13 protein-coding genes are annotated in these 15,896 nt (G+C 71.8%); 8 read left to right on the forward strand and 5 right to left on the reverse strand.

Annotated elements, in window-relative coordinates:
* Positions 1-28 precede the first annotated feature (28 nt).
* The 3 genes from NOD94_RS12755 to ybaK are packed head-to-tail and all read left to right on the forward strand — an operon-like array spanning position 29 to position 2,907.
* A complete protein-coding gene (locus tag NOD94_RS12755; protein WP_281205977.1) occupies positions 29-1,618 on the forward strand; it encodes an oxidoreductase in 1,590 nt (529 codons plus the stop codon).
* Between the two features lie 34 nt (positions 1,619-1,652).
* Positions 1,653-2,393: an LON peptidase substrate-binding domain-containing protein gene (locus NOD94_RS12760; RefSeq protein WP_281205978.1), complete on the forward strand. Its 741-nt coding sequence runs from the start codon at positions 1,653-1,655 to the stop codon at positions 2,391-2,393.
* A 16-nt stretch (positions 2,394-2,409) separates the two neighbouring features.
* On the forward strand, positions 2,410-2,907 hold the full coding sequence (gene ybaK, locus NOD94_RS12765) for a Cys-tRNA(Pro) deacylase (protein ID WP_281205979.1): 498 nt from the start codon (positions 2,410-2,412) through the stop codon (positions 2,905-2,907).
* Between the two features lie 96 nt (positions 2,908-3,003).
* Here ybaK and NOD94_RS12770 read toward each other — a convergent pair whose 3' ends face one another.
* From NOD94_RS12770 to NOD94_RS12785, 4 genes are all read right to left on the reverse strand, one after another.
* Complete coding sequence (locus NOD94_RS12770; protein WP_281205980.1) at positions 3,004-3,765, reverse strand: hypothetical protein; 762 nt, start codon at positions 3,763-3,765, stop codon at positions 3,004-3,006.
* Positions 3,766-3,799: 34 nt separating this feature from the next.
* Positions 3,800-4,573, reverse strand: a complete 774-nt coding sequence (locus tag NOD94_RS12775; protein WP_281205981.1) for an ABC transporter permease — start codon at positions 4,571-4,573, stop codon at positions 3,800-3,802.
* Positions 4,570-5,544, reverse strand: a complete 975-nt coding sequence (locus NOD94_RS12780; RefSeq protein WP_281206013.1) for an ABC transporter ATP-binding protein — start codon at positions 5,542-5,544, stop codon at positions 4,570-4,572. The genes NOD94_RS12775 and NOD94_RS12780 overlap by 4 nt, the downstream gene beginning before the upstream one ends.
* An 85-nt stretch (positions 5,545-5,629) precedes the next feature.
* On the reverse strand, positions 5,630-6,934 hold the full coding sequence (locus NOD94_RS12785; RefSeq protein ID WP_281205982.1) for an NYN domain-containing protein: 1,305 nt from the start codon (positions 6,932-6,934) through the stop codon (positions 5,630-5,632).
* A gap of 213 nt (positions 6,935-7,147) precedes the next feature.
* Between NOD94_RS12785 and NOD94_RS12790 the strand changes: the two genes are divergently transcribed.
* Positions 7,148-7,315 (forward strand): hypothetical protein, encoded by a 168-nt coding sequence (locus NOD94_RS12790; protein WP_281205983.1) that lies wholly within the window; start codon positions 7,148-7,150, stop codon positions 7,313-7,315.
* 70 nt (positions 7,316-7,385) lie between these two features.
* Here the strand turns inward: NOD94_RS12790 and dnaE are convergent, their stop codons facing one another.
* Entirely contained in the window at positions 7,386-10,928 is a 3,543-nt protein-coding gene (gene dnaE, locus NOD94_RS12795) for a DNA polymerase III subunit alpha (protein WP_281205984.1), read from the reverse strand.
* 167 nt (positions 10,929-11,095) lie between these two features.
* Here dnaE and NOD94_RS12800 point away from each other — a divergent pair, with 167 nt between their 5' ends.
* The 4 genes from NOD94_RS12800 (at position 11,096) to NOD94_RS12815 (ending at position 15,808) form a co-directional block, all read left to right on the forward strand.
* Positions 11,096-12,430, forward strand: coding sequence for a DUF2252 domain-containing protein (locus NOD94_RS12800; protein WP_281205985.1), 1,335 nt, complete (start codon positions 11,096-11,098; stop codon positions 12,428-12,430).
* 62 nt (positions 12,431-12,492) lie between these two features.
* Positions 12,493-13,182: a hypothetical protein gene (locus NOD94_RS12805; RefSeq protein ID WP_281205986.1), complete on the forward strand. Its 690-nt coding sequence runs from the start codon at positions 12,493-12,495 to the stop codon at positions 13,180-13,182.
* 49 nt (positions 13,183-13,231) lie between these two features.
* Complete coding sequence (locus tag NOD94_RS12810) at positions 13,232-14,026, forward strand: DsbA family protein (RefSeq protein ID WP_281205987.1); 795 nt, start codon at positions 13,232-13,234, stop codon at positions 14,024-14,026.
* A gap of 108 nt (positions 14,027-14,134) precedes the next feature.
* Entirely contained in the window at positions 14,135-15,808 is a 1,674-nt protein-coding gene (locus tag NOD94_RS12815; RefSeq protein ID WP_281205988.1) for an alkaline phosphatase D family protein, read from the forward strand.
* Positions 15,809-15,896 lie beyond the last annotated feature (88 nt).

A 15,896-nucleotide genomic window follows, 5' to 3' on the forward strand; every position in this document is an offset into this window, starting at 1 on the left:
ACGCGCACGTGACAGGCGGGGGGCTGCCATGACCGAAGTGATGACGGACGCACCGCCGGGGGACCTGACCGAGGCCGAGCGGGACATGTGGGAGACCTTCCGCGGCGGCACGGTCTGTGACCTCCGGCCGCCCGCGGAGGGGCCGGAAGCGCCGCACGACGGGTCGCCGTGGGGACCCGAGCGGTCGGTGCGGGCCGAGGTGGTGGCCCTGCTGCTGCTGGCCGGTCCCGCTCCGGTGCCGGGCCGGGTGGGTTGCCTGAAGCTGCGCGGGGCGCGGATCACCGGGCGGCTGGACCTGTCGGGCGGCACGGTCGCCCCGTACGTCGAGATCCGCTCGTGCCGCTTCGACGACGACGTCCGGCTGTCCGAAACGCGCTGCGGCACGCTGCGGCTCCACAACTGCGCGATACCCCGGCTGGAGGCGGCCCGGCTGCACACGGAGGGGGACCTTCACCTGGTGGCCTCGCGGGTGGCGCGCGGCATCCGGCTGACCGACGCGCAGATCGGGACGGACCTGCTGGTCGGCCGGGCCGTCGTGCGCGCCGACCACCGGGGCCTGGCGATCTCGGCCGACGGGATCTCGGTGGCGCAGGACCTGCACGCCGACATGGTGGAGACGCACGGCGAGGTCAGTCTGCGCGGGGCGAAGGTCGGCGCCTCCATGAGCATGCGCGGCGCGCGGCTGACCGCCGTGGGCGGGCAGCGGGCCCTGAACGCGCCGACCCTGACCGTCGAGCGGACGCTCTACCTGACCTCCATCGCCCTGACCACCGCGAACGGCGGTCCGGCCTTCGGCAACGACTGGAGCCGGACGCCCACGAACGGCGGCCCGGGGCGGGCCTTCGAGTGCCGGGGGCCGCTGCGGCTGGACGACGGGCGCTTCGGTGACTCCGTCGACTTCTACGGGGCCCGCTTCGAGCTCGCGCCGGACCAGGAGGTCTCGCTGCGGCGGATCCAGACCCCGGAGTTCCGTTTCGTCGGGGAGGCGCCGGAACGGGGCCGGGTCGTGGTCTCCGGCTCGAAGGTCGACAAGCTGGTCGACCGGCACACGAGCTGGCCGGGACCGGGCCGGTTGTCCATGGAGGGGTTCGTCTACGAGAAGGTCGCGCCCCGCGGCGACTTCACCCTCGCCCGGCGCCTCGCCTGGGTGGAAGCGGCGACTCCGGAGTACTCCCCCGAGCCGTACGAGCGGCTCGCGACCGTGCTGCGGGACGGCGGGGAGGACGCGGAGGCCCGCGAGGTGCTGCTCGCCAAGCAGCGCCGGCGGCGGGCCACCCTGCCGCCCGCGGCCCGGGCATGGGGCCTGCTCCAGGACTGGACGGTGGTCTACGGCTACCGGCCGGGCCGGGCCGCGCTGTGGATGGCGCTCCTGTGGGCGGCGGGGGCCCTGCTCTTCCTCGGACACCGTCCGGAGCCGGTCAAGGCGGACGAGCACCCGCACTGGAACGCCGCCCTGTACGCCCTGGACCTCCTGCTGCCGGTGATCAACCTCGGCCAGGAGGGCCACTGGAAGATGGCGGGCGGCTGGCAGTGGGGTTCGGCGGCCCTGGTCCTCCTGGGCTGGATCCTGGCCACGACGGTGGCGGCGGGCGCGTCACGGCTGCTGAGGCGGGGGTGACGGCTCCGGCCGTCCGGCCACTACCCTGTGCCTCGTGACCACCGTTCGCCTGCCCCTCTTCCCGCTGAACTCGGTACTGTTCCCGGGCCTCGTGCTGCCGCTGAACATCTTCGAGGAGCGCTATCGCGCCATGATGCGCGAACTGCTGAAGTCGGGCGAGGACGAGCCGCGCCGCTTCGCGGTCGTCGCGATCCGCGACGGCCGGGAGGTGGCCCCGACCGCCCCCGGCCTGCCCGACCAGACGGCCGTGCCCGAACGGGGCCCGGCGGCGGGCTTCGGCGCGGACCCGATCCAGGCCTTCCACCGGGTCGGCTGCGTCGCCGACGCGGCGACGATCCGGGAGCGCGAGGACGGCAGCTTCGAGGTCCTCGCCACCGGCACGACCCGGGTCCGGCTGCTCTCCGTCGACGCGTCGGGGCCCTTCCTCGTCGCGGAGCTGGAGGAGCTCGCGGAGGACGCGGGTGACGGTGCGGGCGCCCTGTCCGAGGGGGTGCTGCGGGCGTTCCGGAGCTACCAGAAGCGGTTGGCCGGGGCCCGGGAACGGTCGCTGACCTCCGCGCCCGACCTGCCGGACGAGCCGTCGGTGGTGTCGTACCTGGTGGCGGCCGCCGCCGTACTGGACATCCCCTCGAAGCAGCGCCTGCTCCAGGCCCCGGACACCGCGACCCGGCTCGCCGAGGAGCTGAAACTGCTGCGCTCGGAGACCGCCGTGATCCGGCACCTCCCGTCGCTCCCGGCGGTGGAACTCACCCGCACCCCGACGAGCCCGAACTGATGGCGAGCCCGAACTGATGGCGAAGAAGAAGCCGGCCGGTCCGGCGGGCACCCCGGCGATCGTCGCCCTCACAGCGGCGGGCGTGGAGTTCACCACCCACGCCTACGAGCACGACCCGGCCCACCCCTCGTACGGCGAGGAGGCCGCCGAAGCCCTCGGCGTCCCCGCCGAACGGGTCTTCAAGACCCTCGTCGCGGACGTGGACGGGGTCCTCACCGTGGCGGTGGTGCCCGTCTCGGGTTCCCTGGACCTGAAGGCGCTCGCCTCGGCGTCGGGCGGCAAGCGCGCCGCGATGGCGGATCCGGCGCTCGCGGAGCGCACCACGGGCTACGTCCGGGGCGGGATCTCCCCGCTGGGGCAGCGCAAGCGGCTGCGCACGGTCGTGGACGCCTCGGCGACCGCCCACCCGACGGTCTGCGTCTCGGCCGGCCGCCGGGGCCTGGAGGTCGAACTGACCCCGACGGACCTGACGGCGCTCACGGGCGCGGTGGTGGCCCCGATCGCCCGGACCTAGGGGCTTGCGTCGGACTCCCGCCGTCGCCCGGAGGGCGGCCTCACGGCGTCCGGAAGTTCGACGACAGGGTCTGGGTCCGGGCGACGACCGCCGGCGTCAGTCGCGCGGGGCGTCCTTCGTCAGGTCGACGTGGACGTGCGGCGGCGGGTAGGTCTCCCACTCCTCCGCCGGGAGGGGCTCCCGCGGGGACCCCAGGGCGGTCAGGCCCAGGTGCAGGGCGACGGCCGTCATGGGCCACACCAGCAGCACCCCGTGGGCCAGCAGTTGGAGCGGGGCGTCGAACGGCACGCCCTTGCCCGCCGCGGCGGCCGCCGCCGGCAGGTTCGCGCTCGGTCCGAGGAGCAGCCCCAGCCGCCATCCCGCCAGTGAGGCGAAGCAGGCTCCGAGCGTCAGCCCGATCACCAGGGGGACTCCCCCGCGCCGGCGCCACAGGAAGACGGCGACGGCGCTGAGCACGCCGAAGCCGAGGGCCAGCAGGAAGAACGTGCCGTCGGCGCCGATCCGCGCCTCGCTCTCGGTGTCGCGCAGGAAGACCGCCTCGCCGTTGGAGACGTACTGCGCGCGGGGCGCCAGCCACGCCCACAGCAGCCCGAGGAGAACTCCGGTCACGCCGACCACCAGGGTGACGGCGGCGCCGTCACGGATGTCCGCGGCGGTGATGCCGTCGGCCGTCCCTCCGGGCCCGTCCGGCTCCGACACCGGCCCCGGTTCCGACTTCTCCGGGTGGGCCCGCTCCGGGTTCGGCTGTTCGGGGTGCTGCCCGGTGTGGTTCTGCCCGGGCCGGTCCGCGCGCTCCGCCGCGGGCGGGGGGTGCGGCGGGTCGTGCGGGGACGGCGGCGGGGTCACGGCTTCGGTCACCCCCACATCGTGCCAGGTACGACCGGCACCGGCTTCAGCGGACCGCCGCCCGGCGGTACGCCCACGTCGCGAGGGCCAGCGACAGCACTCCGACGGCGGCGCACACCCCGAGGTCGACGACGACGGCCGCCCAGTCGGGGTGCGGGGCGAAGGTTTCCGCGAAGGCCTCGACCCCGTACGTCGAGGGCAGCAGGTCCCGGGCCCACACGATCACGTCCGGCATCCGCTCGGGCGGCAGCACCCCCAGCAGCAGTGCGGCGGACATGCCGAGCTGTCCGGCCAGCGTGGCGAGCTCCTGGCGCGGAGCGAGCAGTCCGAGCGCCGCCCCGAGCCCGGCGAGCGCGGCCCCGGCCAGCGGCACCACCGCCGCGAGGATCCACAGGCCGCCCATCGGCAGCCCGAACAGCAGGCTCCCGAAGACGGCGGTGACGAGGGTCCCCGGCAGGGTGAAGGACGCGTACGCGGCCGCGGCGCCGAGCACCACCGAGGCGGGCGGCACGGGCAGGGTGGCGTAGTGGTCGAGTCCGCCGCCGGCCCGCAGTTGCCCGAAGTACTGGGCGAGCAGGTTCAGCGCGACGAAGGCGACGACGAGCACCGAGGATCCGGCGACGACGGCCCGCGCCTCGGAGCCCCCGTCCACGACGCCCCGCATCAGGATCATGATGCCGACGGACTGGAAGGTGGCCACGAACAGCAGCGGGATCCGGGCGACGCGGGCGCGGGACAGTTGGGCCCGGTAGACGGCGGCGAGCGCCGGGAAGAACCGGGCGCGGGGTGCGAGCGTCCCGGGAACGACAGCGGTGGTCACGACTTGACCAGACCCTTCATCCGTCCACCCAGCGCGAGGTAGACGTCCTCCAGGCTCGGCGTGGCCAACGTGAAATCGTCGAGGGCGGCGAAGGCGGGGCCGCCCGTCACCGCGGCCACCGCGGCGCGCGCCTCGTCCTGCGGGAGCCGCAGGACCCAGCGGCGGCCCGATTCGGCGGCGGCGGGGGCGAGCGCGGCGACCGCGGGCACGTCCAGGGGCGGGGCGTTGCGCCAGACCAGTTCGAGGCGGACCTCGTCGGACACCATGGCCTTGAGCCCGGTCGGGGTGTCGCAGGCGATGACCTTGCCGTGGTCGACGACGGCGACCCGGTCGAGGACGGTCTCGGCCTCGATGACGTTGTGGGTGACGAGCAGGACCGTCGCACCGTGCCGGGCTCGACGGCGGTCCACGGCCGCCCACACCGCCCGTCGGGCCACCGGGTCCATGCCGGTGGTGGGTTCGTCGAGGACCAGCAGCGGCCGCTCCCCCACCAGTGCGGTGGCGAAGCAGGCGAGGCGCCGCTGGCCGCCGGAGAGCTTCTTCAGGGGCCGGCCGGCGATCCCGGTCAGCCCGAGTTCCTCCAGTACGTCGTCCCGTGCGGACCGCGCGTCCCGCAGTGCGAGCCCGCGCAGCCGGCCGGTGGTCTCGACGGCGAGGGCGACGGTGAGTTCGTCGAGGGCGGTGGACTCCTGCCCCAGGTAGGCGAGCAGCCGGGCCGCGCGTTCGGGGTGGCGTACGAGGTCGTGGCCGAGCAGGGTCACGGAGCCGCTGTCGGGCCGCAGCAGGCCGGTGAGCTGGCGGACCAGGGTGGACTTGCCGGCGCCGTTGGGCCCGAGCAGGCCGAACACCTCGCCGCGGCGGACGGTCAGGGAGATCCCGTCGGTGGCCCGGGTCTCGGGCAGTGCGGGGGCCCCTCGCCGGCCGCGGACCGCGGGGTAGGTCTTGACCAGGTCACGCACCGCGCAGACCACGTCGGAGGCCGCGTCCGCGGCTGCTGCCGCGGTGTGCCCTGCCTGTGCTGTGCCCGTACTCACGAGGGAGCAGCCTACGCGGCTTTCACCCCTGGTCGGCCGCCGGGGTGCTCGGGCTCGCGGGCAGCGGGGCGCTCGCGGCGCCATGGGCGCCGCTCACGTGCTCAGCCGCGGCCCGGACGTCGATCTCCCGCCAGAAGCCGGCCCGGATGGCGTACCGGTCGTGTTCGTCGATCTGGTCGTCCTTGTGCGCGAGCAGCCCGAAACGGGCGGCGTAGCGCAGCAGCTCCCCGTCGATGCGGTGCGGGACGCGCGGGTACATGGTGGCGAGCTTCTGCAGGTGGACGGTTTCGGGGAGGCGTTCCATCCAGCGGCGGGCGAAGACCTGGCCCACCTCGAAGGGGTCGCCGCCGACGGTGGTGATGTCCTCCTCGCGGTCCGCCCAGCGCTGTTCGGCGCTGGTGAGCTGGGCGAGGGTGGGCAGGGAGGCGGTCTCGGCGGGCTCGCCGAGGGGGCCGGCCCGGTCGATCCAGCCCTTGTCGGAGGACCAGCGCAGGGCGCTCCCGGCGGGTGCCGGGGCGCCCTGCCCGGGGTGTCCGGCGGGTCCCTGGGCCTGGCCGGGGGCGCGCAGCGAGGCGAGGTCCTTGGGGGTGGGGACGGTCTTGGCGCCCTCGTTGGCGGGGGCCGGTACGGAGGCCCCGTCGGGGGGCGCCGGGGCGGGCGGGGAGCCGTTGCGGGCGGCTTCGGCGAGGGCCGCCTCGGGCAGGGGCGCGGAGAGGATCGCGGCGATCTCGGGGCGCGGGGCCGGCGCGGGGGCGCACAGTCCGGTGAGGTCACGGGCGCGGACGGCGCGGGTGATCCAGGCGCGGTCGAGGACGCGGCGTTCGTCGGCCTCGGCGACGAGGTCCTCGGACTGGTTGTAGTCCCCGTCGGCGGCCTGGACGGCCCAGAGGTGGACGGCGACCCCGTGTTCCTTGGCGGACATCAACCCGGGCAGCAGGTCGCCGTCGCCGGTCACGAGCACCACGTCGGAGCAGGCCCGGTTGCGGGCCAGTTCGGTGAGCTCGGCGTGCATGGCCGCATCGACGCCCTTCTGCGCCCAGCGTCCGTCGCTGCGGGTCAGGGCCCCGAGCCGGACGGTGACGCGGGGCATGACGCGCAGCCGGCGGTGTTCGGGTTGGGGCACCCGATCGGGCGCGCCGTCGAACCAGTAGATCCGCAGCAGGGGCTGTTCTGTGTCGGCCTCGGCCCGCTCGCGCAGGCCCTGGATGAGGGCGGCGTGGTCGACGGTGATGCGGGAGCGGGAGGGTTCCCCCGCGAGGAGGCTCGCGGCGGCGCCGAGCAGGTAGCCGGCGTCCACCAGGACGACGCAGCGGTCCACGCGTTCCACCCTCTTCCCTGGGGGTCCTCGATTGGGATTCCCCGAGTCTGCCCGACCGCGCGGGCGTTGAAGGCCGGAACTCGATCATCGGCGTGGCGGATCTCCCGGGGCGGTGGGGAAGGCACGGTCACCACGCGCGGTAATGATCCAAAATGCGCGGGTTGTGGTGCTGTGTGAGTGTGAAGGCGGCCCTGGCCCCTACACCCCCCACGGAGGCATTCCATGGCCAAGAACAAGAACCAGAAGCAGCCCGCGAAGTCCCAGGAGCGCACCTCGGCGCAGGATCCGGGCAAGAGTTCGGGTCAGCCGCAGGGCGAGTCGCTCTCGCCGTCGCCGAGCCCGATGGACATGGCGCACAAGCGCAAGGAAAAGAAGTTCGGCCACAACTGACGGCCCCCGCGCGTACACGGAGGGGCGCACCCGGCTTCCGGGTGCGCCCCTCCGTACGTCGCGTCGACCGCTAGCCGGCCAGGCAGGACGGTCCGAGCAGCACCTTGAGGTCGCCGAAGAGCGCCGGGTCGGGCTGGACGCGGTGCTTGTCGAGCCGCAGCACGGTGGTGCTGCGCGGACCCTGGAGCTTGATCCGCACCTCGGTGTTGCCCCGGTGGTGGCGCAGGATCTCGCCGAGGCGGGTGACCATCGGCGGGGTGACCTTGACGGTGGGGATGGTGAGGACGACGGGGGCGTTGGTGCCGGCCGAGGTGAGGTCGGGGACCATCATCTCCATGGCGACCAGGCGGGGGACGTCCTCGCGCTTGTCCAGGCGGCCCTTGACGAAGACGACCGTGTCCTCGACCAACTGGGTGGAGACGAGCTGGTAGGTCGCGGGGAAGAACATGCATTCGATGGAGCCGGCCAGGTCCTCGACGGTGGCGATGGCCCAGGCGTTGCCCTGCTTGGTCATCTTGCGCTGGAGGCCGGAGATGATGCCGCCGATGGTGACGACCGCGCCGTCGGAGTGCTCCCCGCCGGTCAGCTGGGAGATGCCGGCGTCGGTCTTGTCGGAGAGGACGTGCTCCAGGCCGAAGAGCGGGTGGTCGGAGACGTAGAGGCCGAGCATCTCGCGCTCCTGGGCGAGCAGGTAGGACTTCTCCCACTCGACGTCGGAGAACTCCACGTCGAGCCCGAAGCCGGGCTCGTCGGCGCCGCCCTCGTCACCCATTGCGCCGAAGAGGTCGAACTGTCCCTCGGCCTCCTTGCGCTTGACCGCCACCACGTTGTCGATCATCGGTTCGTGGTGGGCGACGAGGCCCTTGCGGGTGTGGCCCATCTCGTCGTACGCGCCGGCCTTGATCAGCGATTCGACGGTCCGCTTGTTGCAGACGACGGCCTCGACCTTGTCCAGGAAGTCGGGGAAGGAGGAGAACTTCCCCTTGGCCTTCCTGGTCTTGATGATCGACTCGACGACGTTCTGGCCGACGTTGCGCACGGCGGTGAGCCCGAACAGGATCACGTCGTCGCCCTGGGCGGCGAAGTTCGGCTCGGACTCGTTCACGTTCGGCGGGAGCACCTTGATGCCCATACGGCGGCACTCGTTCAGGTAGATCGCGGACTTGTCCTTGTCGTCCTTGACCGAGGTGAGCAGGCCGGCCATGTACTCGGCGGGGAAGTTGGCCTTGAGGTAGGCGGTCCAGTAGGAGACCAGGCCGTAGGCGGCCGAGTGGGCCTTGTTGAAGGCGTAGCCGGCGAAGGGGACCAGGACGTCCCACAGGGCCTGGATGGCCTTGTCGTTGTAGCCGTTCTTCCGGGCGCCCTCCTGGAAGATCGTGAAGTTCTTCGCCAGCTCCTCGGGCTTCTTCTTGCCCATCACGCGGCGCAGGATGTCGGCCTCGCCGAGCGAGTACCCGGCGATGATCTGGGCGGCCTTCTGGACCTGCTCCTGGTAGACGATCAGGCCGTAGGTGACCGCGAGCACCTCTTCGAGGGGCTTCTCCAGGTCCGGGTGGATCGGGGTGATCTCCTGCTGCTTGTTCTTGCGCAGGGCGTAGTTCGTGTGCGAGTTCATGCCCATCGGGCCCGGCCGGTACAGGGCCGAGACGGCGGAGATGTCCTCGAAGTTGTCGGGCTTCATCAGGCGCAGCAGGGAGCGCATGGGGCCGCCGTCGAACTGGAAGACGCCGAGGGTGTCACCGCGGCCGAGCAGTTCGAAGGTCTTGGGGTCGTCGAGCGGGAGGCCGAGGAGATCGATGTCGATCCCCTTGTTGGCCTTCACCATCTTGACGGCGTCGTCCATGATCGTGAGGTTGCGCAGGCCGAGGAAGTCCATCTTCAGCAGGCCGAGCGACTCGCAGCTCGGGTAGTCCCACTGGGTGATGGTGACGCCGTCGGAGTGCCGCACCCAGACGGGCACGTGGTCGGTGATCGTCTCGCTGGACATGATCACGCCGGCGGCGTGCACGCCCATCTGGCGGACCAGGCCCTCGACACCCCGGGCGGTGTCGATGACCTTCTTCACGTCGGGCTCGTTCTCGTACATCCCGCGGATCTCACCGGCCTCGCCGTAGCGGGGGTGCGTCGGGTCGAGGATGCCGGAGAGCGGGATGCCCTTGCCGAGGACGTCGGCGGGCATGGCCTTGGTGAGCCGGTCGCCCATGGCGTACGGGTAGCCGAGGACGCGCGCGGAGTCCTTGATCGCGTTCTTGGCCTTGATGGTGCCGTACGTGCCGATCATGGCGACCTTGTCGGCGCCGTACTTGTCGGTCACGTACCGGATCACCTCGACGCGCCTGCGCTCGTCGAAGTCGATGTCGACATCGGGCATGGAGACGCGCTCGGGGTTCAGGAAGCGCTCGAAGATCAGACCGTGGGTGAGCGGGTCGAGGTCGGTGATGCCCATGGCGTACGCGACGATCGAGCCGGCCGCGGAGCCTCGGCCGGGGCCGACCGCGATGCCCTGGTTCTTGGCCCACATGATGAAGTCGGCGACGACGAGGAAGTAGCCGGGGAAGCCCATCGAGATGATCGTGTCCATCTCGTACTCGGCCTGCTGCATCCGGTCCTCCGGGATGCCTCCCGGGTAGCGGCGGTGCATGCCGCGCATGGTTTCCTCACGGAACCAGCTGACCTCGGTGTAGCCCTCCGGGATGTCGAACTTCGGCATCAGGTTCCGGAACTTGAACATGCCCTCGGTGTCGACCTGGTCCGCGACCAGCCGCGTGTTGGCGCAGCCCTCCTGCCAGGCGTCCGAGGAGTCGATGGCGTACATCTCGTCGGTGGACTTCAGGTAGTAGCCGGTGCCGTCGAAGCGGAAGCGGTCCGGGTCGGAGAGGTTCTTGCCGGTCTGGATGCAGAGCAGGGCGTCGTGGGCGACGGACTCGCTCGCGTACGTGTAGTGGGAGTCGTTCGTCACCAGCGGCGGGATGCCGAGCTTCTTGCCGATCTCCAGGAGCCCGTCACGGACCCGGCGCTCGATCTCGATGCCGTGGTCCATCAGCTCCAGGAAGTAGCGCCCCTCACCGAAGATGTCCTTGTAGTCGGAGGCGGCCTGCACGGCCTCGTCGAACTGGCCGAGCCGCAGCCTCGTCTGCACCTCGCCGGACGGGCAGCCGGTGGAGGCGATCAGGCCCTCGGACCACTTGGAGATCGTCTCCTTGTCCATGCGCGGCCACTTCGTGAGCCAGCCCTCGGCGTACGCGTCGGAGGACAGCCGGAAGATGTTGTGCAGGCCGGTGGCGTTCGACGCCCAGATCGTCTTGTGGGTGTAACCACCGGAACCGGAGACGTCGTCCCGCTTCTGGTGCGGCTGGCCCCACTGGACGCGGCGCTTGTTGCGGCGGGACTCGGGGGCGACGTACGCCTCGATGCCGATGATCGGCGTGATCCCGGCCTTCTGGGCGGTGTGGAAGAAGTCATAGGCCCCGTGCAGGTTCCCGTGGTCGGACATCGCGATGTGCGTCATGCCCATCTCGTTGCACGCGTTGAACATGTCCTTCAGCCGCGCGGCACCGTCCAGCAGGGAGTACTGGGTGTGGACGTGCAGGTGCGTGAACGGCGGCTTGGTCACAGTGGGAGTCCTCCGGCCGGGAGTGAGGGGGGCAGCCCCGAAGTCTACGTCGGGCGGGTGACAGATCACGGGCACCGACGGGTACGGTCATCCGTTGCAGAGCCAAGGACGGTGTCCGGAATCCGACGGGCACCGTGATCCACCAGCACCACCAGGAGGCATCCGCCATGGCGGTTCCCGAGACGACCGACGAGCAGCGCGCCGAGCAGATACTCGATGTCTTCGACACCGCGTTCGGTGAGCTGCTCGTCGCCGACCCCGCCGCTTTCCAGGTCAAGTTCCGGAAGATGGCCGCCTCCGCCTTCGCCTTCTACCGGGGCACGGCCTGCCTGTTCTACGCCGACCTGGAGCGGGACCGGCACGGCGGCCCCTTCCTCGACGAGCGGACGGGCCGGGTGTGGATCCACGGCGACCTGCACGCCGAGAACTTCGGCACGTACATGGACTCCGAAGGTCGGCTGATCTTCAACGTGAACGACTTCGACGAGGCGTACGTCGGCCCCTTCACCTGGGACCTCAAGCGGTTCGCCGCCTCCGTCGCCCTGATCGGCTACACCAAGGCGCTCAGCGACGAACAGATCAGCGAGCTGGTCAGGACCTACGCCACCTCCTACCGGGAGCGGATCCACCGGCTGGCCGTCCGGGGCGAGGCCCCTTACGACGAGGAGGTCCCCTCCTTCACCCTGGACAGCGCCGAGGGACCGCTGCTGTCGGCGCTGCGCTCGGCCCGCTCGCGCACCCGGTTCTCCCTGCTGGACTCGATGACGGAGATCCGCGACCACGAGCGCCGCTTCACGTCGGGCGGCGGGGCGATCGAGCTGGACGCGGCGACCCGCTACAAGGTGCTGGCCGCCTTCGACGGGTACCTGGAGACACTGCCGGAGGAGTCCCTGGTCCGGCCGGATTCCTACCGGGTCAAGGACGTGGTGGGTCGCCGGGGCGTCGGCATCGGCTCGGCGGGCCTGCCCTCGTACAACATCCTGTTGGAGGGGCACAGCGACGCCCTGGAGAACGACGTCGTGATCTACCTCAAGCAGGCGCAGACCCCCGCCGTGTCCCGGCACATCACCGACCGGGCGGTCCGGGAGTACTTCCTGCACGAGGGGCACCGCACGGTGATCTCCCAGCGGGCCCTCCAGGCGCACGCCGACCCGTGGCTCGGCTGGACCGAGCTGGACGGCGCCGGGCAGCTGGTGGCGGAGGTCTCCCCGTACGCGGTGGATCTGGACTGGTCCGACCTGGACGACCCGGAGGAGATCGCGGCGGTGGTCGCCGACCTCGGCCGGGCCACGGCCACCATGCACGCGGCGGCCGACGAGGCGGAGAGCGGCCAGTCCCTGGTCCCGTTCTCCACCGAGCGCGCCATCGACGCGGCCATCGCGGCCGACGAGGAGGGCTTCACCCGGCTGCTGGTCGACTTCGCCCACGCCTACGGGGCCCGGGCGCGCGCCGACCACCAGATCTTCGTGGACCTGTTCCGCAACGGCCGGATCACGTCGTAGGTCCCCACGGGGCCCGGGCCCCAGGGCCCGGGTTCACAGGGAGTCATGGCACACTCGCGACGATGGACGTATCAGGGACGGGACTCCGAGGGCTGCGGGCCGCGCTGTTCAGCGCGCTCGTCGTGCTGCTCTCGGCGGGGTCCCACGTGCTGATGTCCCGGGTGCCGCTGCCGCCCGCCCTGGTGGCCGGGGCCTTCGTCGGCGTGTTCGTCATCGCCTTCGCGCTGGCGGGCCGGGAACGGGGCTTCGGTCCGATCGCCGCCCTGCTGGTGCCGCTGGAGCTGGCGGCCGACACCGTCTTCACCGCCGGGCAGCACCTCTGCTACGGCCCGGCGGGCGGTCCGGTCTCCGGCCCGCTGCGCGCGATGGGCCTGGACGAGCTGTGCGGCGGGACCCCGGTGGGCGGTCCGCTGGCCGAGGTCTCCGGACCCGCCTCCGACCCCGCGGCGCTGCTGGCCGCGCCCGGGCCGTGGACGCCCTGGCTGCTGCTGGGCGCCCACGTCACCGTCGGACTGCTGGCCGCGGCCTGGCTGCGGGGCGGCGAGCGGTCCCTGGCCCGGCTGCTGCGGGCCGTCGCCGCCTTCGCGTTCCGGCCGCTGCTGCTGGCGGTGGCCGCGGGCTCGGTGGCCGTCGGGACGGCCGGGCGGGCGCTGCGCCCGCTGCTCGCCCGCGCGGGGAGCCGTACCCGGTTCCCCGCGCATTCCGTGGGACGGCGGGGACCTCCCGTACGCGCGGCGCTCACGAGCGTCTGACGTACGTACGGCGGTTCCCCATCCACTCGCACATCCCACGGAGATCATCATGAGTTCACGCAACAGCCAGGCGAACAAGGCGGCGGCCCGCGAGAAGCTGCGGATCGAGCGCGAGAAGCAGGCCAAGAAGGACCGGGCGCGCCGGCAGCTGGTCGTGGCCGGAGCGGTCGTCGGTGTCCTCGCGCTGGCCGGTGGCGTCGGCTACGCGGTCGTGCAGGCCAACCAGCCCGGCTACTGGGACAAGGCGGCCGACGCCGCCCTGGTGAAGCCGAAGAACACCACGGGCGAGGACGGCACCACGGTCGTCATCGGCAAGGCCGAGGCGAAGAAGACCCTGGAGCTGTACGAGGACTCGCGCTGCCCGGCGTGCGCCTCCTTCGAGCAGGCGGTCGGCGAGCAGGTCAAGAAGGACGTCGACGCCGGCAAGTACAAGTTGCAGTACTTCGGCGCCACCTTCATCGACAACGCGGTCAAGGGCGAGGGCTCGAAGAACGCGCTGAGCGCGCTCGGCGCCGCGCTGAACGTCAGCCCGCAGGCCTTCCTCGACTACAAGGGCGCGCTCTACTCGAAGGAGCTGCACCCGGAGGAGACCGTCGACAGCTTCGCCAAGGACGACTACCTGCTCAAGGTCGCGGACACGGTGCCCGCGCTCAAGGGCAACGCCGAGTTCAAGAAGGCCGTCGAGGACGGTACGTACGACCGGTGGGCGCTGGAGATGTCGAAGGTCTTCAACAACTCCGACGTCAAGGGCACCCCGACGCTGAAGATGGACGGGAAGAAGATCGAGACCCCGCAGACCGCCGAGGCGTTCACGGCGGCCCTCGACAAGGCCCTCGCCGGCTGATCCGCCGTCACACCACCGCACACGGGCGGGCGAACTCCTGGAGTTCGCCCGCCCGTTGCCGTTCAATGACTGTTCCCGGACGTGTACCGATCAGTAATATCCTTGTCCGTGACCAGTCATCTCATCCCTTCCGCCGGCTCCGCCGAGCGCCCGGCCCACCCGCGCCGCCGTACGGTCGTCCTGGCCGCCGCGGCCACCGCCGCACTCGCGCCGATCACCGCCCTGGGAGCCCCGGCCGCCCACGCGGCGGGGACCGCGCCCACCTTCCCGCACGGCGTCGCCTCCGGCGACCCGCTCCCCGACGGGGTCCTGCTGTGGACCCGGGTCACCCCGACCCCGGAGGCCGTGCCCGGCTCCGGACTCGGCCCGGCCACGGCCGTGGGCTGGGAGGTGGCCGAGGACAAGGCCTTCTCCCGCGTCGTGGCCGCCGGCACCGTCACCGCGACCGCCGCCTCCGACCACACGGTCAAGGTCGACGTGCGCGGACTGCGCCCCCACACCCCGTACTGGTACCGGTTCACCGCCGGCGCCGGCCTCTCCCCCGTCGGCCGCACCCTGACCGCTCCGGCCGTCGACACCACGACGGCGGGGGTGCGCTTCGGCGTGGTCTCCTGCGCCAACTGGGAGGCCGGCTACTTCTCGGCGTACCGGCACCTCGCCGCCCGCGCCGACCTGGACGCGATCCTGCACCTGGGCGACTACATCTACGAGTACCCGAGCGGCGGCTACCCGGAGGCGAAGTACACCGTCCGCGCGCACGAGCCGAGGCACGAGATCGTGACCCTGGCGGACTACCGCACCCGGCACGGCAAGTACAAGACCGACGCCGACCTCCAGGCGCTGCACGCGGCCCACGCGATCGTCGCGATCTGGGACGACCACGAGTTCGCCAACGACGCGTGGGCGGGCGGCGCCGAGAACCACACCCCGGGAGCCGAGGGCGACTGGGCGGCCCGCGCGGCCGCCGCCAAGCAGGCGTACTTCGAGTGGATGCCCGTACGCGCCTCCGTCGCCGGCACCGTCTACCGACGCCTGCGCTTCGGCACCCTCGCCGACCTGCACCTACTCGACCTGCGCTCCTTCCGCTCGCAGCAGGTCAAGGTGGGCTCCGGGTCGGTGGACGACCCGGAGCGCACGCTCACCGGGCGGGCGCAGTTGGACTGGCTGAAGCAGGGGCTGGCGGGCTCGAACGCGACCTGGAAACTGGTCGGCACCTCGGTGATGATCTCGCCGGTGGCCTTCGGGGCGCTGCCCGCGCACCTGCTGCAGCCGCTCACGAAGCTGCTCGGCCTGCCCGAGGGCGGCATCGCCGCCAACGTGGACCAGTGGGACGGCTACACGGACGACCGCAAGGAACTCCTGAACCACTTGAAGGACCGGAACATCAAGAACACCGTGTTCCTGACCGGCGACATCCACATGGCGTGGGCGAACGAGGTCCCGGCGCACAAGGCGACGTACCCGGGCTCGGGCAGCGCGGCGACCGAGTTCGTGGTGACCTCGGTGACCTCCGACAACGTGGACGACATCCTCCACGTGCCGGCGGACACGGCCTCGCTGGTCGCCGAATCGGCCATCAAGGCCGCGAACTGGCACGTGAAGTGGCTGGACATGGACTCCCACGGCTACGGGGTCCTGGACGTCACGGCCGAGCGTTCGCAGATGGACTACTACGTGGTCTCCGACAAGCGCCGACAGGACGCGACCTCCGCCTGGGCCCGCTCGTACCGCACGCCGAACGGCACGCAGAAGGTGGAGCGGGTGTACCAGCCCAGCCACTGACGAACCGTCAATCTTATTGCCAAAAGGGGCGCTTGGTTCATCCCAAGCGCCCCTTCGGCATCAGAAGCAACAAATCTTTTACGTCGGG

Origin of the sequence: Streptomyces sp. Isolate_45, from assembly GCF_024721315.2 — a bacterium.
Classification (GTDB): domain Bacteria; phylum Actinomycetota; class Actinomycetes; order Streptomycetales; family Streptomycetaceae; genus Streptomyces.

Excerpts from the sequence above, each read along its gene's own strand:
- NOD94_RS12755 (WP_281205977.1), top strand. The coding sequence starts at position 29 with ATGACCGAAGTGATGACGGACGCACCGCCGGGGGACCTGACCGAGGCC.
- ybaK (WP_281205979.1), top strand. The coding sequence starts at position 2,410 with ATGGCGAAGAAGAAGCCGGCCGGTCCGGCGGGCACCCCGGCGATCGTC.
- NOD94_RS12790 (WP_281205983.1), top strand. The coding sequence starts at position 7,148 with ATGGCCAAGAACAAGAACCAGAAGCAGCCCGCGAAGTCCCAGGAGCGC.
- NOD94_RS12805 (WP_281205986.1), top strand. The coding sequence starts at position 12,493 with ATGGACGTATCAGGGACGGGACTCCGAGGGCTGCGGGCCGCGCTGTTC.
- NOD94_RS12810 (WP_281205987.1), top strand. The coding sequence starts at position 13,232 with ATGAGTTCACGCAACAGCCAGGCGAACAAGGCGGCGGCCCGCGAGAAG.
- NOD94_RS12800 (WP_281205985.1), top strand. The coding sequence starts at position 11,096 with ATGGCGGTTCCCGAGACGACCGACGAGCAGCGCGCCGAGCAGATACTC.